Here is a 19,304-nt window from a genome sequence, read left to right as displayed (position 1 = left end):
AATGTTTCCACCTCTGCATGAAATTGATTGACTTCAGTATAAGAAACCTAGGGAGGTATCGTCTATCTTTATGCTTGTTCGAGTGTCTGTTTGAACGAACGGATCGTCTCCGTGAGCGTCGCGACATCGATACCGAACGCGTCGGCACAGTCGTCGAGGACGAGAGCGTCCCGTTTCGCATAGAACATCCAGACGAGGGCAGCGGCCGATGCCGTTGTGTCCTCGAATGATGCACCGGTGAGCAACAAGCGCGCGAAGCGCTCATAAAAGTCGCCGTCGAGGCTCATCTGTTCTGCTTCCGACACTTCCGTCTCGGCGAGCAGGAGCGCGTCATACGCCCGAGCGATGCGGACATCGCCTGTGAACGGGGCCTGGCAAATCTCGGCGCGACACTTCTCGGCGAACGCAAGAACCGTCTCGTTGTCGGTGATGCCGTTCGTCAATGCGAGCGCTTCGAACGCCTCGTCATCGGCGAGCTTCGAGATGATTCGGATAATCTCGATTCGAGCCGCGTCTTCTTCTTGGCGCAATCCTTGGACGAGCGCCGAACGGAACTCGAGATTGTCGCGGATGTCGTACGGGCTCTTCTCTTCGAATCGTTTCAACTCGTCACTGTTCAAATAGGTAGCCGCTTCTTCAAGACGCCCGGTCTTGTAGGCGGATACGCTGAGCCAATGCCCGAACAGTGAATCCCCACGGAATCCGCGTTCTTTCAACAGGCGGAGTTCTTCGTACGCGCGGTCATATTGACCGACGAGCGCGAGCGTCGTGGCGAGTTTGTAGCGTAAATCGAACTGGAGCGGACGGACACGTGTCAGCGGGACCGACAGTTGGAGCGCCGCGTCCGATTGTCCGGCTTCATGCAACAACAGAATCGTGTTCAAGAGCGCATGCAAGTTGCCCGGGTTCTCATCGAGCACGTACTCGAGCGTCTCGAACGCCGCGTCATCGTTGCCGAGATAGAAATTGACGACGGCCAAGTTGTTGAATGCCGGCCAAAAGCGCGGATAGCGGTCAATCAACCGTTCGAGCGTCGACTTGGCGGCGAACAGGCGGCCTTTGTCGATATGCTGCTGGGCCTCGGTGTGCCACGTGATCAGCTCGTCTTCTTCGTCATCCTCAAGCTCTTGCTCGAGTTCAATCAATTCTAACAGGGATTGGACCGAGTCCGCGTAGCGTCCGTGCGCCTCGACTTCGAGGTAACGGTTCGCATACATCGCTGCTTCTTCATATAAAGAGATATAAGCGCAGTTGCTCGCAAGGTGATACAAGGCCTCTGTTGACGTTTCGTCGAGTTCAAGCACCCGTTTCCACACGTCGTTGGCGTGGTAGATCTCCCCTACTTCAAATAACAGTTCAGCGTACTGTTTGTGATAGTCGACGCGGTGGGCTGCAGCGGCAGTGGCTTCAGCCATGAAAAAAGTCGCTTCATCTAGGCGACCTTCACGTAACGCACGACGACCTCTATAGTAGTGGAGCTCCGCGGCGAGCGGAGATTCTGGTTCGGGTAGCGTCATTACTGCTTCATAGTTCGCTTCCATATTCTAAATCCTCCACATCATCTCTAAATCTTTTTTTAGTTGCAGGGTTAAGAATACCGCACTCAATCAGTGAGGGCAACTGAAAAACTTAAAAAAAATCGGGACTATATTCCTTCTATAATGAATATATTTTGCTAGGTCAGCTAAATGCTTTTTAACAAAAATATGAGCGTTTCGTGTCAGCGCCCATAGACACAAAAAAGCGGCATCCCCTTTAAAAAAAGTGATACCGCTCTAGTAATTTTATGAGGACGCACATGTCTTGACCTCAAAATGATTTCGCACTAAATTGTGTCTATTTTGTGTCGACGGTTTGGAGCTTTGCGCCAACGACGCGCTCTCCGGGTATAACGTCCCGATGCACGACGGCACCGGCACCGATGACGGCCCGGTCGCCGATTGTGACGCCCGGAAGGATCGTCACGTTCGCCCCGATCAACACCTCGTCCCCGATGCGGACATCCCCGATCCGATACTCGTCGACGAGATACTCGTGACAGAGAATCGTCGAGTTGAACCCGATGACCGTGTTGCGGCCAATCGAGATTCGCTCCGGGAACATGACGTCCGGCGTCACCATGAGGGCGAGCGCGCTATACTCCCCGATCTCCATGCCGAGGAACGTCCGGTACAACCAGCGTTTCGCTTTGACGGATGGGAAGTAGCGGCCAATCAAGACGACGGTCGTGTTCTTAAAGACGCGCAGGAATCGGATCGTCCGATACATCTGCCAGAGCGGGTTCGGCCCGTCGAGACGAAACCGTTCCGTCTTACGCATGGACCGTGACCTCGTCGAGCCACGCCTCGAAATGTTCCATCGAGTCGATGATGACGTCCGGCTCGAGCGCTTCTAAGAACGCGCGGCCTTTGAGCGCCCATCCGACGGCGACCGTCTTCGTGCCGGCGTTTTTGCCGCTGAAGATGTCCGTGTCGTTATCTCCGACCATGACGGCGCGGTCCGCCGTCGACCCGAGCGCGTGGAGCGCCCGCTCGACCGGTTCGGCGTGCGGTTTCTCATGCACGACATCGTCGGCCGTGATGACGACGTCGAACAAGTGGTCGATGTTGAACAAGCGCAAGCCTTGCTCGACGACAGGACGGCCTTTCGACGTGACGACGCCCATCTTGTATCCTTTCGCGTGAAGGCGGTACAGTCCCTCGATCACACCCGGATACTCGGCGACGAGCTGGTCGTGCATCGCGATGTTGAAGCTGCGATAGAACGCCTGCATCTCTTTCCATTCCGGCTCATTGAGCGCCTTGAACGACTTCTCGAGCGTCGGTCCGATGAACGGGAAGATGTCCTCGTCGCGATACGTCTCGTCCGGGAAGTAATACTCGAGCGTGTGACGGAAGCTCGCGATGATGAGCGGGTTCGTATCGAGCAACGTGCCATCCAAATCGAATAGAAGTGTATCCATCAATCAAACAGTCCTTTCTCTGAAGGGTCGTCGTATCGTTTCGCTTTGCGGCGGACGATCATCATGACGACACCGAACACGATCATCGCGATCGAGACGAGTTGTGCCGTCCGCAGGTCGCCGGCCATCAAGCTATCGGTCCGCAGTCCTTCGATATAGAAGCGACCAATCGAGTACCAGACGAGATACGATAAGAAGATATAGCCGCGCGGCGGGTTACCGACCATACGCCATACGACGAGCAAGATGACGCCGATGATGTTCCAGACGCTCTCGAACAGGAACGTCGGTAAATAGTAGGCTCCGTCGATATACATCTGGTTGACGATCCAGTCCGGAAGGAACAGCGTCTCTTTCAAGACACGGCTCGTCGTCTCGGCCCCGTGCGCCTCTTGGTTCATGAAGTTGCCCCAGCGTCCGACCGCCTGTCCGAGGAGAAGCGACGGTGCGAGGATGTCCGTGATTTTCCAGAACGACATCGACTTGCGCATGCAATAGATGACGACGACGAGCAGCGCCCCGAAGATGGCCCCGTGAATGGCGATGCCGCCTTGCCGGATGTCGATGATTTGACCGAGGTTCTGACTATAGTAGTCCCATTGGAAGGTGACATAGTAAATCCGGGCAAAGACGATACTGATCGGAATCGACCAGATGATGACGTCGACGACCCGTTCTGAATCGTAATTGAGTCGTTTCGCTTCGAACAAGGCGAGGATGAGGCCGAGCATCGCCCCGAAGGCGATAATCATGCCGTACCAATAAATCGGGAGCGACCCGATTTCAAACGCGACGCGGTCAAATGTTGGCTCTACCATTATTCCACGTCCCCTTCGTTGTCATGGATAGCGTTCGCGAGCCGTTCCGCGAACTCTTCGGCCGTGTTGATGCCCATGTTCTGCAGGCGGTAGTTCATCGCCGCGACTTCGACGATGACGGCCAAGTTACGTCCCGGACGGACCGGAATCGTCAAAATCGGCACTTCACTGTCGATGATTTTCATCGTGTTGTGATCGAGCCCGACGCGGTCATACACTTTGCCCGCATCCCAGTTCTCGAGGTTGATGATCAAGCTGATTTTCTTGTGGGAACGGACGGCGCCGGCGCCGAACAACGTCATGACGTCGATGATACCGATTCCGCGAATCTCGAGCAAGTGGCGAATCAGCTTCGGCGCTGAACCGACGAGCAATTGGTCCCCAGTCTGGCGAATCTCGACCGAGTCGTCGGCGACGAGACGGTGACCCCGCTTGACGAGTTCGAGGGCGGTCTCGGATTTCCCGACGCCGCTCTGCCCTTTGATGAGGACGCCGACGCCGTAGATGTCGACGAGCACGCCGTGCATCGCCGTCATCGGTGCGAGCTCCATTTCGAGGAAGTTCGTGATTTGTGACTCGATGGACGTCGTCACCGCGTTCGTGCGCATGAGCGGTACGTTCGCCGCCTCGGCTTCTTGTTCAATCTCTTTCGGGATGTCGAAGCCGCGCGTGATGAGGATGCCCGGCGTCAATTCCGTGCATAAAATCTTCGCTCGCTCGCGGCGGCTCTCTTCCGACAAGCTCGCATAAAACGTGAGTTCCGTCTTGCCGAGTACTTGAAGCCGATTTTTCGCATAGTGGGTATAGTAGCCGGCAAGGACGAGTCCCGGTCGACTGAGGTCCGGTGTGGCGACAGGACGGTGCAGTCCTTCTTCCCCGGCGATGACTTGAAGTTTGAAGCGCTCAACGAGTTGAGCCGTGCGTACGATATTTTGCATGAGTAATCTGCCCCTTTCACGCTCATTATTGTATCATAGCTCTTCTTGAGAAGCGTCAACGAAAGTGAGCCGAAGCGTGTCGAAAAAATGCGATGAAACTAAATTGTGGCAATTCCGTAGAACGGGTATAGACGAATAGGGAGGTGAAAAGAAATGAATTCACTATTTTGGATTGCCATTGTTTTTATTTTTATCGTCGGGATCGCGGCGCTCGTCTACTTGGTCAAGTCACTGTTTGACATGTGGCGCGAGTATGCGGCGACGAAGAACGAGACGATCTTGCTGTTGTTCATCTTGAACATCGTCGGCTTGTTCTTGTCCGGGTCGCTGTTATCGATGATCGTCGCCATCATCTTCTATTGGAACCGGTCGAAGTCGATGCGCTACCTCGGAATTTTCTTGCTCATCGCCGGACCGGTCCTCTTCATCCTGTTCATCATCGGCTCATTCACGCTGTATGATGGTCAAATGATGGATTGGGAACAGATGGAGTATCAAATGAATCTATGACATGACAAAAACCCGGAGGCTGTCGCCTTCGGGTTTTTCAATGGAACTATCATTCACCCGGTAAATAGCCGATCACGGTATCCGACTCCGGTGCGACCAAAATCGTCGGGACACCGACGCTACTGTTCGGGTCCGCCTCGAACGAGACGGCGAGCGCCTCGGTCCCCGCATACGCATCGTTCAACAATTCATAACCGTCATCGACCGTGACACGCTGTACTTCGGCACTCGCTCCTGCATCGAGTGCAGGTTCTTGCCAGTTTCGTGCGGTCACATACGCCCAGGCGACGGCAATCGCTTCGTCGCCAGCCGGCTCGTTCCCGTTGACGACGCGCTGTTCGTCGTCACACCCACTGAGCAAGAGCATCGCAATCATCCATCCGGACGCTGACGCTAATCGCCTCATCCCATCCCTCCTCATCTATCGGCTGAAAAGAAACCCGAAGGCGAGAGGCCTTCGGGTTGTCGGTCATTGCTGATGGAACGGGTTGTTCAAGTCGGCCGGGTTGACCGGGTCGACTGGGTCGATCGGTTCCACCGGCTCGTGCTTGTCTTCCTCGAGGAACGTCGACGGCGTATGGAGCGAGCCGTGTTCGAGGTCGATCGTACCGGTACGTGTCCCGGCCTCGACTTCGATGCGCGGCGTCTGACCGCGTCCCGATAGGAACTCAAGACGACGCTGGGCGACATCTTTCCGGTCCCGGATCAACTCGAGCTCGTCCAAGTTACAGTGAAGACCACCGAAGTTCGTCTCGAGTTCCCCTTCAATCTCGACGCCGTGCGGCAAGACGAGACGAATGTTTCCGGCGAGCGAGACGAGCTCGAACTTGGCCGGACGGGCCGTCGCGAGTTCGGCCCGGATATTCCCGTTGCCGGTCTTGAGCGACGCCTTGTCATATTTCCCGTTCACGATGACGGCACCGTTGCCGGTCCGGACGTGGACGAGTTCTGACTCGACCGCTTCGACCTCGACCGTGCCGTTCCCCGTATTGAGGAGCAGCTCCGAGGCGTGTACCTCATGGAGCACGACCCGGCCGTTCGCCGTTTGGATGCGGACGCTCTCGACGTCGAGGCCGTCCGCGCGGACTTCCCCGTTGAGCGTCTGTACGTGCAGGTGATCGAAATGATGATGTGGGACGTACAGTTCGACGTGGGCCCGGACGAGTTTGTCACGGAGCGACACGACGAGACGGTCGCCGATGACCGAGTGTTTGACCGCCGACTGGAGCTGTTCGAGCGCCTTGTCCGCATCTTGTTGACGGAGCGGACGGCCGGTGACGATCAATTCGCACTCGTCGTGGTCCGACGAGACGATTGTCGCCGAGGCGTTGAACAAGTCGAGCGAGATGTCTTTCCCGGTGAACGGGAACGATTTCGAATACGTCACTTCCGGTCCGAAGTTCGAGCTGAAGCTGAAGTCGCTGTCGCGAAGTTTCGTCACGAGCCCTTCGACGGCCGATGTCAGTTTCGTCGTGAGCGACTCGACTGAATAGGCATCGACCTTCTCCGTCTCTTGACGCTCCTCGAGCGCTTGGACGCGCTCCGGTTCGAGCCGTTCGAGTCGTTCGAGTTGGGTCATCCCCTCTTCAATCGTCAGCTTCCCATCTTTCACTTGCTGGAGAATCAGTTCACGCATTTCTTGTTTCACTGTTCGTTTCCCCCTTCGATTTGGTTACACGTCAATCTTGTTCCCGTTTCTCATCATTTCTATACCTTACTTCCGTTTTCCTGCTTTTGGTTTCGCTCGGGCCGAATCCCGTTCCAACACCGGCTTCAAATATTTGCCGGTATACGAGGCCACCACTTCAGCGACTTCTTCCGGGGTCCCGGTCGCGACGATCGTCCCGCCGCCGTCCCCGCCTTCAGGTCCTAGGTCAATCAAGTAGTCGGCCGATTTGATGACGTCGAGGTTATGCTCGATGACGAGCACTGTGTCCCCGTTCTCGACGAGGCGTTGGAGCACTTTCAACAACCGAGCGATATCATCGACATGAAGTCCTGTCGTCGGCTCGTCCAAGATGTAAATCGTCTTGCCGGTCGAACGTTTGTGCAGCTCAGAGGCGAGCTTGACGCGCTGCGCTTCCCCGCCCGACAGTTCCGTCGCCGGTTGCCCAAGTTTCATATAGCCGAGACCGACGTCATAAATCGTCTGAATCTTGCGCTTGATTTTCGGAATCTTGTCAAAGAAGTCGAGCCCTTCCTCGATCGTCATATCGAGCACGTCAGCGATCGTCTTCCCTTTATACTTCACTTCGAGCGTCTCACGGTTATAGCGTTTCCCGTGACACACTTCACACGGGACGTAGACGTCCGGCAAGAAGTGCATCTCGATTTTGATGATTCCGTCCCCGCGGCACGCCTCGCAGCGTCCGCCCTTGACGTTGAAACTGAAGCGGCCTTTCTTGTACCCGCGCATCTTCGCTTCGTTCGTCGAGGCGAACACGTCACGAATATCATCGAACACGCCGGTGTACGTCGCCGGGTTCGACCGCGGCGTCCGTCCGATTGGAGACTGGTCGATATCGATGACTTTATCGATTTGGTCGAGTCCTTCAATCTTCTTGTGCTTCCCTGGCTTCGCCTTGGCCCGGTTGATGTGATGGGCGAGTGATTTATACAGAATCTCGTTGATGAGCGTCGACTTCCCGGAACCGGAGACACCGGTGACGGCGATGAACATGCCGAGCGGGATGGAGACGTCGACCCCTTTCAAGTTGTTCTCTTCCGCCTTCAAAATCTTCAAGAAACGTTCGTCCGGCACTTTGCGTTCGGCCGGGAGCGGGATGAATTTCTTGCCGGACAAGTATTGGCCCGTCAATGAGTTCTTGTTTTTCATGAGTTGCTTCGGTGTGCCGGCAGCGATGACTTGACCACCGTGTTCCCCGGCACCCGGTCCGATATCAATCAAGTAGTCGGCTTCCATCATCGTGTCCTCGTCGTGTTCGACGACGATGAGCGTGTTGCCGATGTCACGCATCTGTTTGAGCGTGGCGATCAAGCGGTCGTTGTCGCGTTGATGCAACCCGATTGACGGTTCATCGAGGACGTATAGGACGCCCGTGAGCCGCGAGCCGATTTGTGTGGCGAGACGAATCCGCTGCGCTTCCCCGCCCGAGAGCGTACCGGCGGCGCGAGAGAGTGTCAAATAGTCGAGTCCGACATTATTCAAGAAGCTGAGCCGCTCGCAAATCTCTTGCAAGATGAGACGGGCGATGGCGATGTCTTTCTCGCTCAGTTCCGTCATGATCGAATCGAATAACTCGATGGCGTTGACGACCGACAAATTCGTCACTTGGCCAATATGGTGGCCCGTGATTTTGACGGCGAGCGTCTCTTCTTTCAAACGGTAGCCGCTACATGTCGGACAGGCGTGCGTCGCCATGTACGTCTCCATCTGTTCACGGATATAATCGGACGTCGTCTCTTTATAGCGGCGCTCGATGTTGCGGAGCACCCCTTCGAAGAAGATCGTGTTCGTCCGGACTTGTCCGAAATCGTTCTCATAACGGAACAAGAACGACTCTTCGTCCGTCCCGTGCAAGACGAGGTCTTGGTCCCGCTTCGACAAGCGTTCGAACGGCACGTCCATATCGATGTCGAAATGTTTACACATCGAGGCGAGCAGTTGCGGATAATATTGCGAACTCGTCGGCTGCCAGGCGACGACCGCGCCTTCTTTCAGCGTCTTCGACGGGTCGGGGATGACGAGTTCCGGGTCGACGTCGAGTTTCGTGCCGAGGCCGTCACACGTCGGGCAGGCGCCGAACGGCGAGTTGAACGAGAACATGCGCGGCTCGAGTTCGCCGATCGAGAACCCACAAATCGGACAGGCGTGATGCTCGCTGAACAAGAGCTCGGTGCCGTCCATCTTATCGATGATGGCCCGACCGTCGGCAAGGCGCAGCGCCGTCTCGAGTGAGTCGGCGAGACGACCTTCGACATCAGCGCGGACGACGAGACGGTCGACGACGACTTCAATCGAATGTTTCTTATTCTTATCGAGCTCGATCTCATCGGTCAGTTCAATCGTCTCCCCGTTGACACGGACGCGGACGAACCCTTCTTTTTTGAGCGAGTCGAATACTTTGACGTGTGTCCCTTTGCGGCCTGAGACGATTGGCGCCAAAATTTGCAGGCGCGTCTTCTCTGGGAGTTCCATCACTTGGTCGACCATCTGTGAGATCGTCTGGCTCGAGATCTCGATGCCGTGACGCGGACAGACCGGTTTCCCGATGCGAGCGAACAAGAGGCGTAAATAGTCATAGATTTCCGTGACCGTCCCGACGGTCGAGCGCGGGTTACGGCTAGTCGTCTTCTGGTCGATCGAGATGGCCGGGCTGAGACCTTCAATCGTATCGACGTCCGGCTTGTCCATCTGTCCGAGGAACTGGCGGGCGTAGGCCGATAGACTCTCGACGTAACGGCGCTGTCCCTCGGCGTAGATGGTGTCGAACGCGAGTGACGATTTCCCGGAACCGGACAAGCCCGTCAAGACGACGAGCTGGTCCCGTGGAATCTCGATATCAATGTTTTTCAAGTTGTTGACGCGCGCCCCTTTGATGACGATCGCATTTTTCTTTTCAGCCATTTAATTCCCTACCTTCAACTCCAAGATTAAGTCACGCAATTCGGCCGCCCGTTCGAACTGGAGGTCGCGGGCCGCTTGTTTCATTTCTTCTTCTAACTTGGCGATGGCTTCCTCGCGCTCGGCCGGTTTCATCGAGCTGAGTGATTCGAGCACATCTTCCTCGGCGTCCACCGTCGCCCGGATGACGCCACGTACTTCTTTGCGGATCGTCTGCGGGGTGATACCGTGTTCTTCATTATAAGCCTGTTGAATCGAGCGACGACGGTCGGTCTCTTCAATCGCGCGCGTCATCGAGTCGGTCATCTTATCAGCGAACAAGATGACGTGCCCGTTCGAGTTCCGGGCCGCTCGGCCGATCGTCTGAATGAGCGACCGGTCTGAACGCAGGAACCCTTCCTTGTCGGCGTCGAGAATCGTGACGAGACTCACTTCCGGGATGTCGAGCCCTTCCCGTAGCAAGTTGATACCGACGAGGACGTCGTATTTGCCGAGACGGAGGTCACGGATAATCTCAATCCGCTCGAGCGTCTTGATTTCCGAATGCATATAGTTGACCTTGATGCCCGCTTCACGCAGATAGTCCGACAAGTCCTCGGCCATCTTTTTCGTGAGCGTCGTCACGAGGACACGTTCGTCCTGTTTGATGCGCTCGCGGATTTGGTCCATCAAGTAGTCGATTTGCCCTTTTATTGGATGAATCTCGATTGTCGGGTCGAGTAGACCCGTCGGTCGGATAATCTGTTCGATCATGTTCGGTGTATGCTCGAGCTCGTAAGGACCCGGTGTCGCCGAGATGAAGATGGCCTGTGACAACTTTTTCTCGAACTCTTCGAACTTGAGTGGACGGTTATCCTTGGCCGATGGCAAGCGGAAACCGTGGTCGACGAGCACTTGTTTTCGGGCTTGGTCGCCGTTATACATCCCGCGCACTTGCGGGAGCGTGACGTGCGACTCGTCGGCGACGAGCAAGAAGTCTTTCGGGAAGTAATCGATGAGCGTATACGGTGTCGCGCCCTCCTCCATCAAGTTCAAGTGGCGCGAATAGTTCTCGATGCCTGAACAATAGCCCATCTCGCGCATCATCTCGAGGTCGTAGTTCGTCCGTTGTTCGAGGCGTTGCGCTTCGAGCAGCTTGCCTTCTTCGCGAAACTTCTCGAGCTGTTGTTCGAGCTCGGCTTCGATGTTGCCGATCGCTTTTTGCAGCTTCTCGTCGCGAGTGACGAAGTGGGATGCCGGGAAGATGGCGACGTGGTCACGGTCGGCGACAATCTCGCCGGTGAGCGGGTCCATCTCGCGAATCCGGTCAATCTCGTCTCCGAAAAACTCGATGCGCATACAATGTTCGTCCCGGGATGCCGGGAAAATCTCGACGACGTCACCGCGGACACGGAACCGTCCCCGCTGGAAGTCGATATCATTTCGTTCATATTGAATGTCGATCAGTTTGCGGAGCATCTCATCGCGCCCCATCTCTTTGCCGACCCGGAGGCTGAGGACGAGACTCCGATATTCTTCCGGGTTACCGAGACCGTAAATGCAGGACACGGAGGCGACGATGATGACGTCGTCCCGCTCGAAGAGGGCCGATGTGGCCGAGTGGCGAAGTTTATCGATCTCATCGTTAATCGAAGCGTCTTTCTCGATGAACGTGTCAGTCGATGGCACGTACGCCTCTGGTTGGTAGTAGTCATAGTAACTGACGAAGTATTCGACGGCGTTATTCGGGAAGAATTCTTTAAACTCCGAATAGAGCTGACCGGCGAGCGTCTTGTTGTGGGCCAACACTAGCGTCGGCTTCTTCACTTCTTGGATGACGTTCGATACGGTGAACGTCTTCCCGGTGCCGGTCGCCCCGAGCAACGTCTGATAGCGGTCACCGCGATTGACGCCTTCGACGAGTTGTCGAATCGCCTCCGGTTGGTCGCCGGCCGGCTTATATTCTGATTGTAATGCGAACGGAATCGATTCCATGAAAACTCCTCACCTTCTGATTCATATTGAGTTGATTATAGCACATACACGAACAAATATTCGCTTCTAACACGCTTCCCAAATCGTTCCGCTTTTCGTTATCATGGAGAGTGAATCTAAACAGAAACGAGTTGGTCGTCATGTGGTCGCTTCTCTTTATCCCGCTCGGTGCCATCGTCGGCGCCTTGTCCGGTTTCTTCGGCATCGGCGGCGGGGTCATCATCGTCCCGGTGTTGCTCTTTAGTGGCTATTCGGCGGCCGAGGCCGTCGCTACGTCGCTCCTGTTCGTTGTCGGGACGAGCCTGTCCGGGGCGCGAAAACACACGTCGCTCGGTAACGTGTCCTGGCCGACAGGCGTCACGGTCGGCTTGGCCGGTGCCGTCACGGCGCAACTGTCGAGTCGGCTCGTCCTCTCGATTTCCGGCTCGTACGACTGGTTGCTCAATTTATTTTATCTGGCTATCCTATCTTATTTTGCCGTTACGCTATTAAAGAAAACATCGAAACCGCAGAAGCCGAAAAAATCATCTCTTCTTGCCGCGCTCGTCATCGGGATGATGGCCGGGCTGTTGTCGGCCTTGCTTGGCATCGGCGGCGGCTTCATCATCGTCCCGCTGCTCGTCAGCTGGCTCGGTTTCTCGACGCATCGCGGGGTCGGCACGAGCCTCGCTGCGGTCCTATTCATCTCGCTCGGCGGACTCGTCGGCTATCTGCCGTCGCTGTCACTCGACTACGTGACGCCGCTCGCGTTGGTGATCGGTGCTTTCATCGGGGCCCCGTTCGGCGCCTCGCTCACGGATCGCTATCACGATAAAGAGATTTCCAGCCGACTCGCCTGGTTGTATATGGCCGTCATCGTCTCGATTGTACTTGATCTAGGTGCCGCCATCTATGCGCCGCTCGCGTACGTCAGTTTGGCGGTGTTGCTCGCCTTTCTTGTCGGGATTGGGTTCGACTTCAAACGACGTTTTGTCAATCAAAACCACTTTTCATAATAAAAGTGGTTTTTTTTGCATATTCGGTTTTGAAACGCTTACATTTGGGGCATATAATGAAGTGGTAAGCCAAATTTAATATGGAAGGAAGGGAGTATCACATGTCAGCATTCGTCAGCGAAATTATTGGTACAATGCTACTCATCTTGCTCGGTAACGGTGTCGTCGCCGGCGTCGTCCTGCGCCATTCGAAAGCGGAGAACGCAGGCTGGGTCGTCATCACGTTCGGTTGGGGCTTCGCCGTTATGATCGGGGTATACGCGGCCGGAATTTATGGAGGGGCGCACTTGAACCCTGCCGTCACGGTCGGTCTCGCCACAGCAGGCTCATTCCCTTGGGCTGATGTGCCAGCCTACATCTTGGCGCAGTTTATCGGGGCATTCATCGGGGCTTGTCTCGTCTTCCTGCACTACAAACCGCATTACGATGCAACCGATGACCCAGGCGGCAAATTGGCCACGTTCTCGACTGCACCGGCCATCCGCAACACGCCGTTCAACTTGATTTCTGAGATTATCGGTACGTTCGTCCTCGTCTTCGGGATTTTGTCATTCGGGGCCAACACATTCACGGACGGTTTGAATCCGCTCATCGTGGCATTCCTCGTCGTGTCAATCGGGATGTCGCTCGGGGGACCTACCGGTTACGCGATCAACCCGGCACGTGACCTTGGGCCGCGGATTGCGCATGCGATCCTTCCAATTAAGAACAAAGGCACGTCGGACTGGGGCTATTCATGGATCCCGGTCGTCGGACCGATTATCGGGGCGATCATCGCCGCATTGATTTACGGTATTCTCGTACCATAATCTTTTAATTTCTAAGGAGGCTCTCTCATATGGAGAAAGAAAAACGTTACATTTTAGCACTGGACCAAGGAACGACAAGCTCACGCGCCATCATCTTCGACCACGACGGAAAAATCGTCACGGTCGCGCAACGTGAGTTCAAACAATACTTCCCAAAACCAGGCTGGGTCGAGCATAACGCCAACGAGATTTGGGGTTCTGTCCTCGCCGTCATGGCCGAAGCGTTCGGCTCGGCGGATATCGATCCAAAAGAGATTGCCGCCATCGGTATCACGAACCAACGGGAAACGGCCGTCGTCTGGGAAAAAGATACGGGTCGCCCGGTCTACAACGCGGTCGTCTGGCAATCGCGGCAAACGGCTGGCATCTGTGACGAGCTAAACGCGGCCGGACACGGGGACTTGTTCCGCGACAAAACGGGCCTCTTGATTGACGCCTACTTCTCAGGAACGAAAGTCAAATGGATTCTCGACAACGTCGAAGGTGCCCGCGAGAAAGCGGAAGCCGGCGACCTTCTCTTCGGGACAATCGACACATGGCTCATCTGGAAACTGTCAGGCGGTCACGCCCACGTCACGGATTACTCGAACGCCTCGCGGACGCTCATGTACAACATCTATGAGCAGAAATGGGACGATGAGCTCCTCGAAATCTTGACGGTACCAAAATCGATGCTCCCTGAAGTCAAACCGTCAAGTGAAGTGTACGCCAACACGATTCCGTACCATTTCTTCGGCTTCGAAGTGCCGATTGCCGGTGCGGCCGGTGACCAACAGGCGGCCCTCTTCGGTCAAGCCTGCTTCGAGTCAGGTGAAGGGAAGAACACGTACGGGACGGGTTGCTTCATGCTCATGAACACGGGCGAAGAAGCCGTCAAATCGGACCACGGGTTGCTCACGACGATCGCTTGGGGTTACGGCGGCAAAGTCGAATATGCGCTCGAAGGATCGATTTTCGTCGCCGGTTCCGCCATCCAATGGCTCCGTGACGGACTCCGCATGCTCAAGTCGGCGAAGGATACGGAACAGTACGCCAACCGTGTCGAAACGACTGACGGCGTCTACGTCGTACCGGCCTTCGTCGGTCTCGGTGCGCCGTATTGGAACTCGGACGTCCGTGGTGCCATCTTCGGCCTCACACGCGGTACGGAGAAAGAACACCTCGTCCGGGCGACGCTCGAGTCACTCGCTTATCAGACGCGCGACGTCTTGACGGCGATGGAACAAGATTCTGGCATCGAGTTGAAGACACTCCGCGTCGATGGTGGTGCGGTCAATAACAACTTCCTCATGCAGTTCCAATCGGACATCTTGAACGTACCGGTCGAACGGCCGGAAGTGAGCGAGACGACGGCCCTAGGTGCCGCCTACCTCGCCGGACTCGCCGTCGGGTTCTGGAAAGACCAAGCGGAAATCAAGCAACAGTGGAAACTCGATCACAAGTTCGAACCGAACATGGACGAGTCACACCGTGAACATCTGTATAAAGGCTGGCAACATGCCGTCGAAGCGACGATGGGCTTCAAACCATCGAAGCTTGAAGCATAAGGCCACACGAAAGGGAGCATCCATCGCGGATGCTCCCTTTGTTTTGGTTTACGCCCTTGAATCGAATCAAGAGCATCCATCGCGGATGCTCCTGATTATAATTTCCGTAACCGCAGACGCGGGCTCGCCGGCTCGGCGACGAACAAGATACCGAGCTCGTGCGGGTCGGTCTCATACATCGCCCGCTGTACGAAACGGATGTCTCCATTCAAGTTGAGCACCTCGAGCTTGATATACGGCTTATGGAGTTGGAGCGCCTCATAGAAGCTGCTCCCGCCCGTGATGACCGTCCCGTTCACTTTATAAATCGATTCGCCCGGTATGAGCTGCATCGATTCACCTGGCGAACCCGGGAGCGTGTCGATGATGACCGCGCCCCGGTTGCCGTTGATGAACACCGGTGTCGTCCCGCGGTTCTCGCGCTTAATCAATTGCAACGCGAGCTCATACAAGACGAACACGCCGAGCAATCCATAGGCCGCATACGGCACGTCGATCACGTACGACGCCCCGAACAAGCCGAGGGCGACGAACGCGAGCAGACCCCGATACAGGCTCAGGCGACCGAGGAGCGTCCCTGGCAAGGCTCCGGTCGATAACAGGCTGACCCCGATCGGAATCGGTAAGATGACCGGCACTGGCATGTCGAGACCGAACGACGGTGGCAAAAAGACGACGAGCGGGAAAAACCAAAGCCGTTTGACGACGTGTCCGCCGATGAACTGACCTCGTTTGGACAAGATGAGCGTCGGTGACGTCTCGACGGGTCCGTTCCAACGTAACAGAATCGCTTCCGCCAGTGTGACGACGCCGAATACGAGCGCGTATACCGGCCACTCGACCTCGGCCAACCGGTCCACCCAGCCCGTGACGGCGCCATACTCGACGACGTCACGCAGCGCGACGGCTGTCAGCATGAGGAGAAACGGGAACGCCGGACTGCTGAAGCGCGGGTGCATCGTCAAGACGATGAGCGCATACAGCACGCTGAACGTCACGAGCCACTCCCAGTTGACGGTCGTCTCGAGCAATATCAATACGGCTGAACCGATGACGGCGAGCAATAGGCTCGGCCATACGAAATGGCGCCAATCCGATTTCGGCGAACGTCGCCGCGAGCGGAACATGCCCCGCTCCCGTTTGATGCGCGTCATGGATATGTAAGCGAGGGCGACGAGCGTCGCCCAGAGTAGCGGACTGCCGATCAAGGTCAACAAAGCAGTAAAACTCATTCGTAGAACGTCCACACTTGTCCAATCCTTTCCCTAATCCTTATTTTGCAGCTTCTTCGAGCGCACGGTTCAATTGGGCATCGTTCGCCTCGTCTTGAATCACCTCGAGCAAGCGTGACTCGAGCGCCGACGCCGTCGCCTCGTTAACGACCCCGTCTTCCGGCAAGTTGTTGTCGGCTTGGAAGTCGCTGACGGCGCGGGCCATCGTGTCGCCGTAATACCCTGGCTGTCCGCCCGGCTCATAGCCGATGCCTGACAAGACCGTATGCAGATTCGACACCGCTTCGCCGAAATCTCCGACTTTGAGCTCGTCTGTGTCGGCGAGGATGCGGTTGACCCCGAAGTAATCAGGTTGATTGACCTCGACGTCCGGCTCGATGCCTTTCTCGTTAATCCAGTTGCCGTCGGGCGTGAGCCATTTGCTCGTCGTCAGCTTCAAATTGCTGCCGTCCTCCAAATCGAACGCCGTCTGGACGACCCCTTTTCCGAACGTCTTGTTACCGATGATTGTGGCACCGGCTCCTTCTTTGAGCGCCCCGGCCAAAATCTCGGATGCCGACGCTGATCCCTCGTCCGTCAAGACGAACAAATCGTATGGCTTCGCCTCTCGGGCGCGGCCGCTCTGCGATTCGCGTTCCCCGTCCGCATTCTCGATTTGGACGACCGGTTTATTCGTCGGGACGAACCCTTCGGTCATCTCGATAACGGCAGGAAGCAAACCACCCGGGTTCCCGCGCACGTCGATAATGAGGCTATCGATGTCTTCTGACTCGAGCGTCTCGAGCTGCTCCAAAAACTCATCGGCCGTCGGCTCAGAGAACTGGGTCACCTCGATATAACCGATTTTCTTACCATCCTGTTCTTTCACTTCTGAATAGACGGTCTCAATCGGAATCGTATCGCGTGTAATCTCGTAGTCGGCCTCTTGGCCGCCGCGACGAATCGTGAGCGTGACGACGGTCCCTTTCTCGCCTCGGATGAGTTGGACCGCTTCTTCAACGGCCATCCCTTCGATCGACTCCCCGTCGACCGCCGTGATGACGTCACCGGCCCGGAGGCCTGCCGCTTCGGCTGGAGCGCCTTTGATTGGAGCGACGATTAAGATGTCTTCTCCTTTCTTCTCCAAAGTCGCGCCGATTCCTTCAAAGCTCGACTCGATCGAGTCGGTGAACTGTGACGTCTCTTCGGCGTCGAGAAAGTCCGAATACGGGTCGTCAAGCGCTGCCGTCATCCCGTCGAGGGCACCGGTCAACAAGTCCTCCTCTGAGATATCCTTCAATGAATGCGTCTCAATCAACTGTCGGACTTGCTCGACTTTGTCCCAACCTTCTGCTTTCGGTTGGAGCGGTAACGGCGCATCGGTGAACGCCATCGTCGCGAGCCCAGCACCGGCTCCGGCGACGAACGTGGCACCGGCTAATAAACCTGCGGTTGTATTTTTCACGGGTAGTCCCTCATTTCTCTTTGTCAGTCTTTCATCCAGTATAGCAAAAAGTTCAGAAAAACGGACGTGTTCCAGAAATTTGGAACACGTCCGTCTCATCAGTAACCGATGTATGGACCCGGGTCGACCGCATTCGGTTGCCCTGGCGCCCATTGTCCTCGATGTAACTCGAAGTGGAGATGCGGGCCTGTCGACCAGCCCGTGTTGCCAAGCGTGCCGACGGTCTGACCGGCACCGACCGTCTGTCCCGACGTAACCGTGATTGCGTCGAGGTGGGCGTAGACGGTCGTCCACACTTCCCCGCCGACGATATGGGACACGAAGACGACGTTGCCGTAACCGGTCGCCGGTGCCGCCTTGATGACGATACCAGGAGCCGCCGCGACGATCGGTGTCCCGGTCGCATTGACGAGATCGATGCCGCGATGCGACTCCGCCACGCCCGTGAGCGGATTTTGGCGAGGACCGAACGGGCTCGACACGTAACCCGAGACCGGACGCACGAACGAAGTCGCCGGTCCGGTCACGTTCGTCGGCGCTTTTGCAGGCGGTGGTGGCGTCGGAGCAGGCGCCGGGGCGGTCGGCGCGTTGTCGTCCGACCGCTTATCCGCTTCCGCTTTGGCATCGGCCCGTGCTCGCGCCTCCGCTTCAGCTTTTGCCTGTGCTTCCGCTTGGGCCTTGGCCTGTGCTTCTGCCTGGGCTTTCGCTTCGGCCTCGGCACGGGCGGCGGCTTCTCGTTCCGCTTGGGCGATTGCCTCGAGCTGACCTGCGATGATACGGCTCTGCTCACTCATGAGCGCCTGTTCTTCCTCACGGCTCATCTTCTCAAGCTCGAGCAGTTCGACTTGTTCGTTCAGTTCGCTCAACAAGTCACGCTTCTGTTCAGCGGCGACGTCGAGCGCCTGTTTCGTCACGACGAGTTCGCGCTCTTTCTGTTTCAGGAATGAGAGCTGGGTCCGTTGTCGTGCCTCGAGCGCTTCTAGCCGCTCGACTTCACCCATATAGCTATGTATGAGGTCCCGGTCCTGATCAGCAATCGTCTGCGCGGTCAAGAGCCGCGTCACGAAGTCTCCGAATGAACGGGACTCAAAGACGACTTGGAGATAGGACCGATCCTCGTGTACTTGAAGCACACGAAGACGCTCACTAAGGAGCGCCTTCTGGCTGTCGAGGTACTGCCCTTGGGCAGTGAGTTGATCACGGGTGACCTCGAGCTCGGTGCGCGCCGCGTCCGCTTCTTCCTGCTGGACGGCAATCTGTTCACTTAAGCCTTCGAGACGTTCATTGACGGCGCGAATCTCTGTCGATACCGCGTCGCGTTCCGCCTCGGTGACTTCGAGCTCGGCGTCCGTCTCGTCTTGCGCTTTCTTGGATTCCTCCAATTGATTGGATAAACGATCTTGTCGTGCTTTCAGCGTGTCTTTCTCCGTCGCCCATACAGGCGAGGCAAGTAGCGTCAAACTTAATCCAAGCGCAAGCGAACGTTTCAT

General features: G+C 56.3%; 16 protein-coding genes. 4 read left to right on the top strand and 12 right to left on the bottom strand.

Features of this window, described 5'->3' with window-relative positions:
• Window positions 1–68: 68 nt before the first annotated feature.
• The 5 genes from KNO58_RS02635 to hprK all read right to left on the bottom strand — a co-directional run bounded on the left by KNO58_RS02635 (window position 69) and on the right by hprK (window position 4,718).
• Window positions 69–1,541 carry a tetratricopeptide repeat protein gene (locus KNO58_RS02635; RefSeq protein WP_251026024.1) on the bottom strand — a complete coding sequence of 491 codons (1,473 nt, stop codon included), beginning with the start codon at window positions 1,539–1,541 and terminating at the stop codon, window positions 69–71.
• Window positions 1,542–1,836: 295 nt separating this feature from the next.
• Window positions 1,837–2,319, bottom strand: coding sequence for an acyltransferase (locus tag KNO58_RS02630; RefSeq protein ID WP_214751748.1), 483 nt, complete (start codon window positions 2,317–2,319; stop codon window positions 1,837–1,839).
• A complete protein-coding gene (gene ppaX, locus KNO58_RS02625) occupies window positions 2,312–2,962 on the bottom strand; it encodes a pyrophosphatase PpaX (RefSeq protein WP_214751747.1) in 651 nt (216 codons plus the stop codon). The genes KNO58_RS02630 and ppaX overlap by 8 nt, the downstream gene beginning before the upstream one ends.
• Window positions 2,962–3,780, bottom strand: a complete 819-nt coding sequence (lgt, locus tag KNO58_RS02620; protein WP_214751746.1) for a prolipoprotein diacylglyceryl transferase — start codon at window positions 3,778–3,780, stop codon at window positions 2,962–2,964. The genes ppaX and lgt overlap by 1 nt, the downstream gene beginning before the upstream one ends.
• Window positions 3,780–4,718 carry an HPr(Ser) kinase/phosphatase gene (hprK, locus tag KNO58_RS02615; RefSeq protein ID WP_214751745.1) on the bottom strand — a complete coding sequence of 313 codons (939 nt, stop codon included), beginning with the start codon at window positions 4,716–4,718 and terminating at the stop codon, window positions 3,780–3,782. Before hprK ends, lgt begins: the two co-directional genes overlap by 1 nt.
• Window positions 4,719–4,871: 153 nt before the next feature.
• On the opposite strand from hprK, the gene KNO58_RS02610 reads away from it, so the two are divergent.
• Window positions 4,872–5,228 carry a hypothetical protein gene (locus tag KNO58_RS02610; protein ID WP_214751744.1) on the top strand — a complete coding sequence of 119 codons (357 nt, stop codon included), beginning with the start codon at window positions 4,872–4,874 and terminating at the stop codon, window positions 5,226–5,228.
• Between the two features lie 49 nt (window positions 5,229–5,277).
• Here KNO58_RS02610 and KNO58_RS02605 read toward each other — a convergent pair whose 3' ends face one another.
• From KNO58_RS02605 to uvrB, 4 genes are all read right to left on the bottom strand, one after another.
• Window positions 5,278–5,634 carry a hypothetical protein gene (locus KNO58_RS02605; RefSeq protein ID WP_214751743.1) on the bottom strand — a complete coding sequence of 119 codons (357 nt, stop codon included), beginning with the start codon at window positions 5,632–5,634 and terminating at the stop codon, window positions 5,278–5,280.
• Window positions 5,635–5,697: 63 nt separating this feature from the next.
• Window positions 5,698–6,876, bottom strand: coding sequence for a DUF4097 family beta strand repeat-containing protein (locus tag KNO58_RS02600; protein WP_214751742.1), 1,179 nt, complete (start codon window positions 6,874–6,876; stop codon window positions 5,698–5,700).
• Window positions 6,877–6,942: 66 nt separating this feature from the next.
• Complete coding sequence (gene uvrA / locus KNO58_RS02595) at window positions 6,943–9,816, bottom strand: excinuclease ABC subunit UvrA (RefSeq protein WP_214751741.1); 2,874 nt, start codon at window positions 9,814–9,816, stop codon at window positions 6,943–6,945.
• Complete coding sequence (gene uvrB / locus KNO58_RS02590) at window positions 9,817–11,787, bottom strand: excinuclease ABC subunit UvrB (protein ID WP_214751740.1); 1,971 nt, start codon at window positions 11,785–11,787, stop codon at window positions 9,817–9,819. It lies immediately after the preceding gene.
• 110 nt (window positions 11,788–11,897) lie between these two features.
• On the opposite strand from uvrB, the gene KNO58_RS02585 reads away from it, so the two are divergent.
• The 3 genes from KNO58_RS02585 (at window position 11,898) to glpK (ending at window position 15,138) form a co-directional block, all read left to right on the top strand.
• A complete protein-coding gene (locus KNO58_RS02585) occupies window positions 11,898–12,782 on the top strand; it encodes a sulfite exporter TauE/SafE family protein (protein WP_214751739.1) in 885 nt (294 codons plus the stop codon).
• Window positions 12,783–12,883: 101 nt separating this feature from the next.
• The gene (locus tag KNO58_RS02580; RefSeq protein ID WP_214751738.1) at window positions 12,884–13,591 is read left to right on the top strand and encodes an MIP/aquaporin family protein; all 708 of its coding nucleotides are present in this window, start codon (window positions 12,884–12,886) and stop codon (window positions 13,589–13,591) included.
• Window positions 13,592–13,620: 29 nt separating this feature from the next.
• Window positions 13,621–15,138 (top strand): glycerol kinase GlpK, encoded by a 1,518-nt coding sequence (gene glpK, locus KNO58_RS02575; protein ID WP_214751737.1) that lies wholly within the window; start codon window positions 13,621–13,623, stop codon window positions 15,136–15,138.
• 95 nt (window positions 15,139–15,233) lie between these two features.
• On the opposite strand, the gene KNO58_RS02570 is transcribed toward glpK, so the two are convergent.
• The 3 genes from KNO58_RS02570 to KNO58_RS02560 form a co-directional block, all read right to left on the bottom strand.
• Complete coding sequence (locus KNO58_RS02570; protein WP_214751736.1) at window positions 15,234–16,370, bottom strand: PDZ domain-containing protein; 1,137 nt, start codon at window positions 16,368–16,370, stop codon at window positions 15,234–15,236.
• 40 nt (window positions 16,371–16,410) lie between these two features.
• Window positions 16,411–17,814: a S41 family peptidase gene (locus KNO58_RS02565; RefSeq protein WP_214751735.1), complete on the bottom strand. Its 1,404-nt coding sequence runs from the start codon at window positions 17,812–17,814 to the stop codon at window positions 16,411–16,413.
• A 98-nt stretch (window positions 17,815–17,912) separates the two neighbouring features.
• Window positions 17,913–19,304, bottom strand: a complete 1,392-nt coding sequence (locus tag KNO58_RS02560) for a murein hydrolase activator EnvC family protein (RefSeq protein WP_214751734.1) — start codon at window positions 19,302–19,304, stop codon at window positions 17,913–17,915.

Origin of the sequence: Exiguobacterium sp. J17977 (assembly GCF_018616375.1) — a bacterium.
GTDB classification, from domain to species: Bacteria; Bacillota; Bacilli; order Exiguobacteriales; family Exiguobacteriaceae; genus Exiguobacterium; species Exiguobacterium mexicanum.
Note: the sequence above shows the minus strand (reverse complement) of the source record. Positions and strands in the feature narration are given on the sequence as shown.

Excerpts from the sequence above, each read along its gene's own strand:
- ppaX (WP_214751747.1), bottom strand. The coding sequence starts at position 2,962 with ATGGATACACTTCTATTCGATTTGGATGGCACGTTGCTCGATACGAAC.
- lgt (WP_214751746.1), bottom strand. The coding sequence starts at position 3,780 with ATGGTAGAGCCAACATTTGACCGCGTCGCGTTTGAAATCGGGTCGCTC.
- glpK (WP_214751737.1), top strand. The coding sequence starts at position 13,621 with ATGGAGAAAGAAAAACGTTACATTTTAGCACTGGACCAAGGAACGACA.
- KNO58_RS02610 (WP_214751744.1), top strand. The coding sequence starts at position 4,872 with ATGAATTCACTATTTTGGATTGCCATTGTTTTTATTTTTATCGTCGGG.
- uvrA (WP_214751741.1), bottom strand. The coding sequence starts at position 9,816 with ATGGCTGAAAAGAAAAATGCGATCGTCATCAAAGGGGCGCGCGTCAAC.
- KNO58_RS02605 (WP_214751743.1), bottom strand. The coding sequence starts at position 5,634 with ATGAGGCGATTAGCGTCAGCGTCCGGATGGATGATTGCGATGCTCTTG.
- KNO58_RS02570 (WP_214751736.1), bottom strand. The coding sequence starts at position 16,370 with ATGAGTTTTACTGCTTTGTTGACCTTGATCGGCAGTCCGCTACTCTGG.
- hprK (WP_214751745.1), bottom strand. The coding sequence starts at position 4,718 with ATGCAAAATATCGTACGCACGGCTCAACTCGTTGAGCGCTTCAAACTT.
- KNO58_RS02580 (WP_214751738.1), top strand. The coding sequence starts at position 12,884 with ATGTCAGCATTCGTCAGCGAAATTATTGGTACAATGCTACTCATCTTG.
- uvrB (WP_214751740.1), bottom strand. The coding sequence starts at position 11,787 with ATGGAATCGATTCCGTTCGCATTACAATCAGAATATAAGCCGGCCGGC.
- KNO58_RS02630 (WP_214751748.1), bottom strand. The coding sequence starts at position 2,319 with ATGCGTAAGACGGAACGGTTTCGTCTCGACGGGCCGAACCCGCTCTGG.
- KNO58_RS02635 (WP_251026024.1), bottom strand. The coding sequence starts at position 1,541 with ATGGAAGCGAACTATGAAGCAGTAATGACGCTACCCGAACCAGAATCT.
- KNO58_RS02560 (WP_214751734.1), bottom strand. The coding sequence starts at position 19,304 with ATGAAACGTTCGCTTGCGCTTGGATTAAGTTTGACGCTACTTGCCTCG.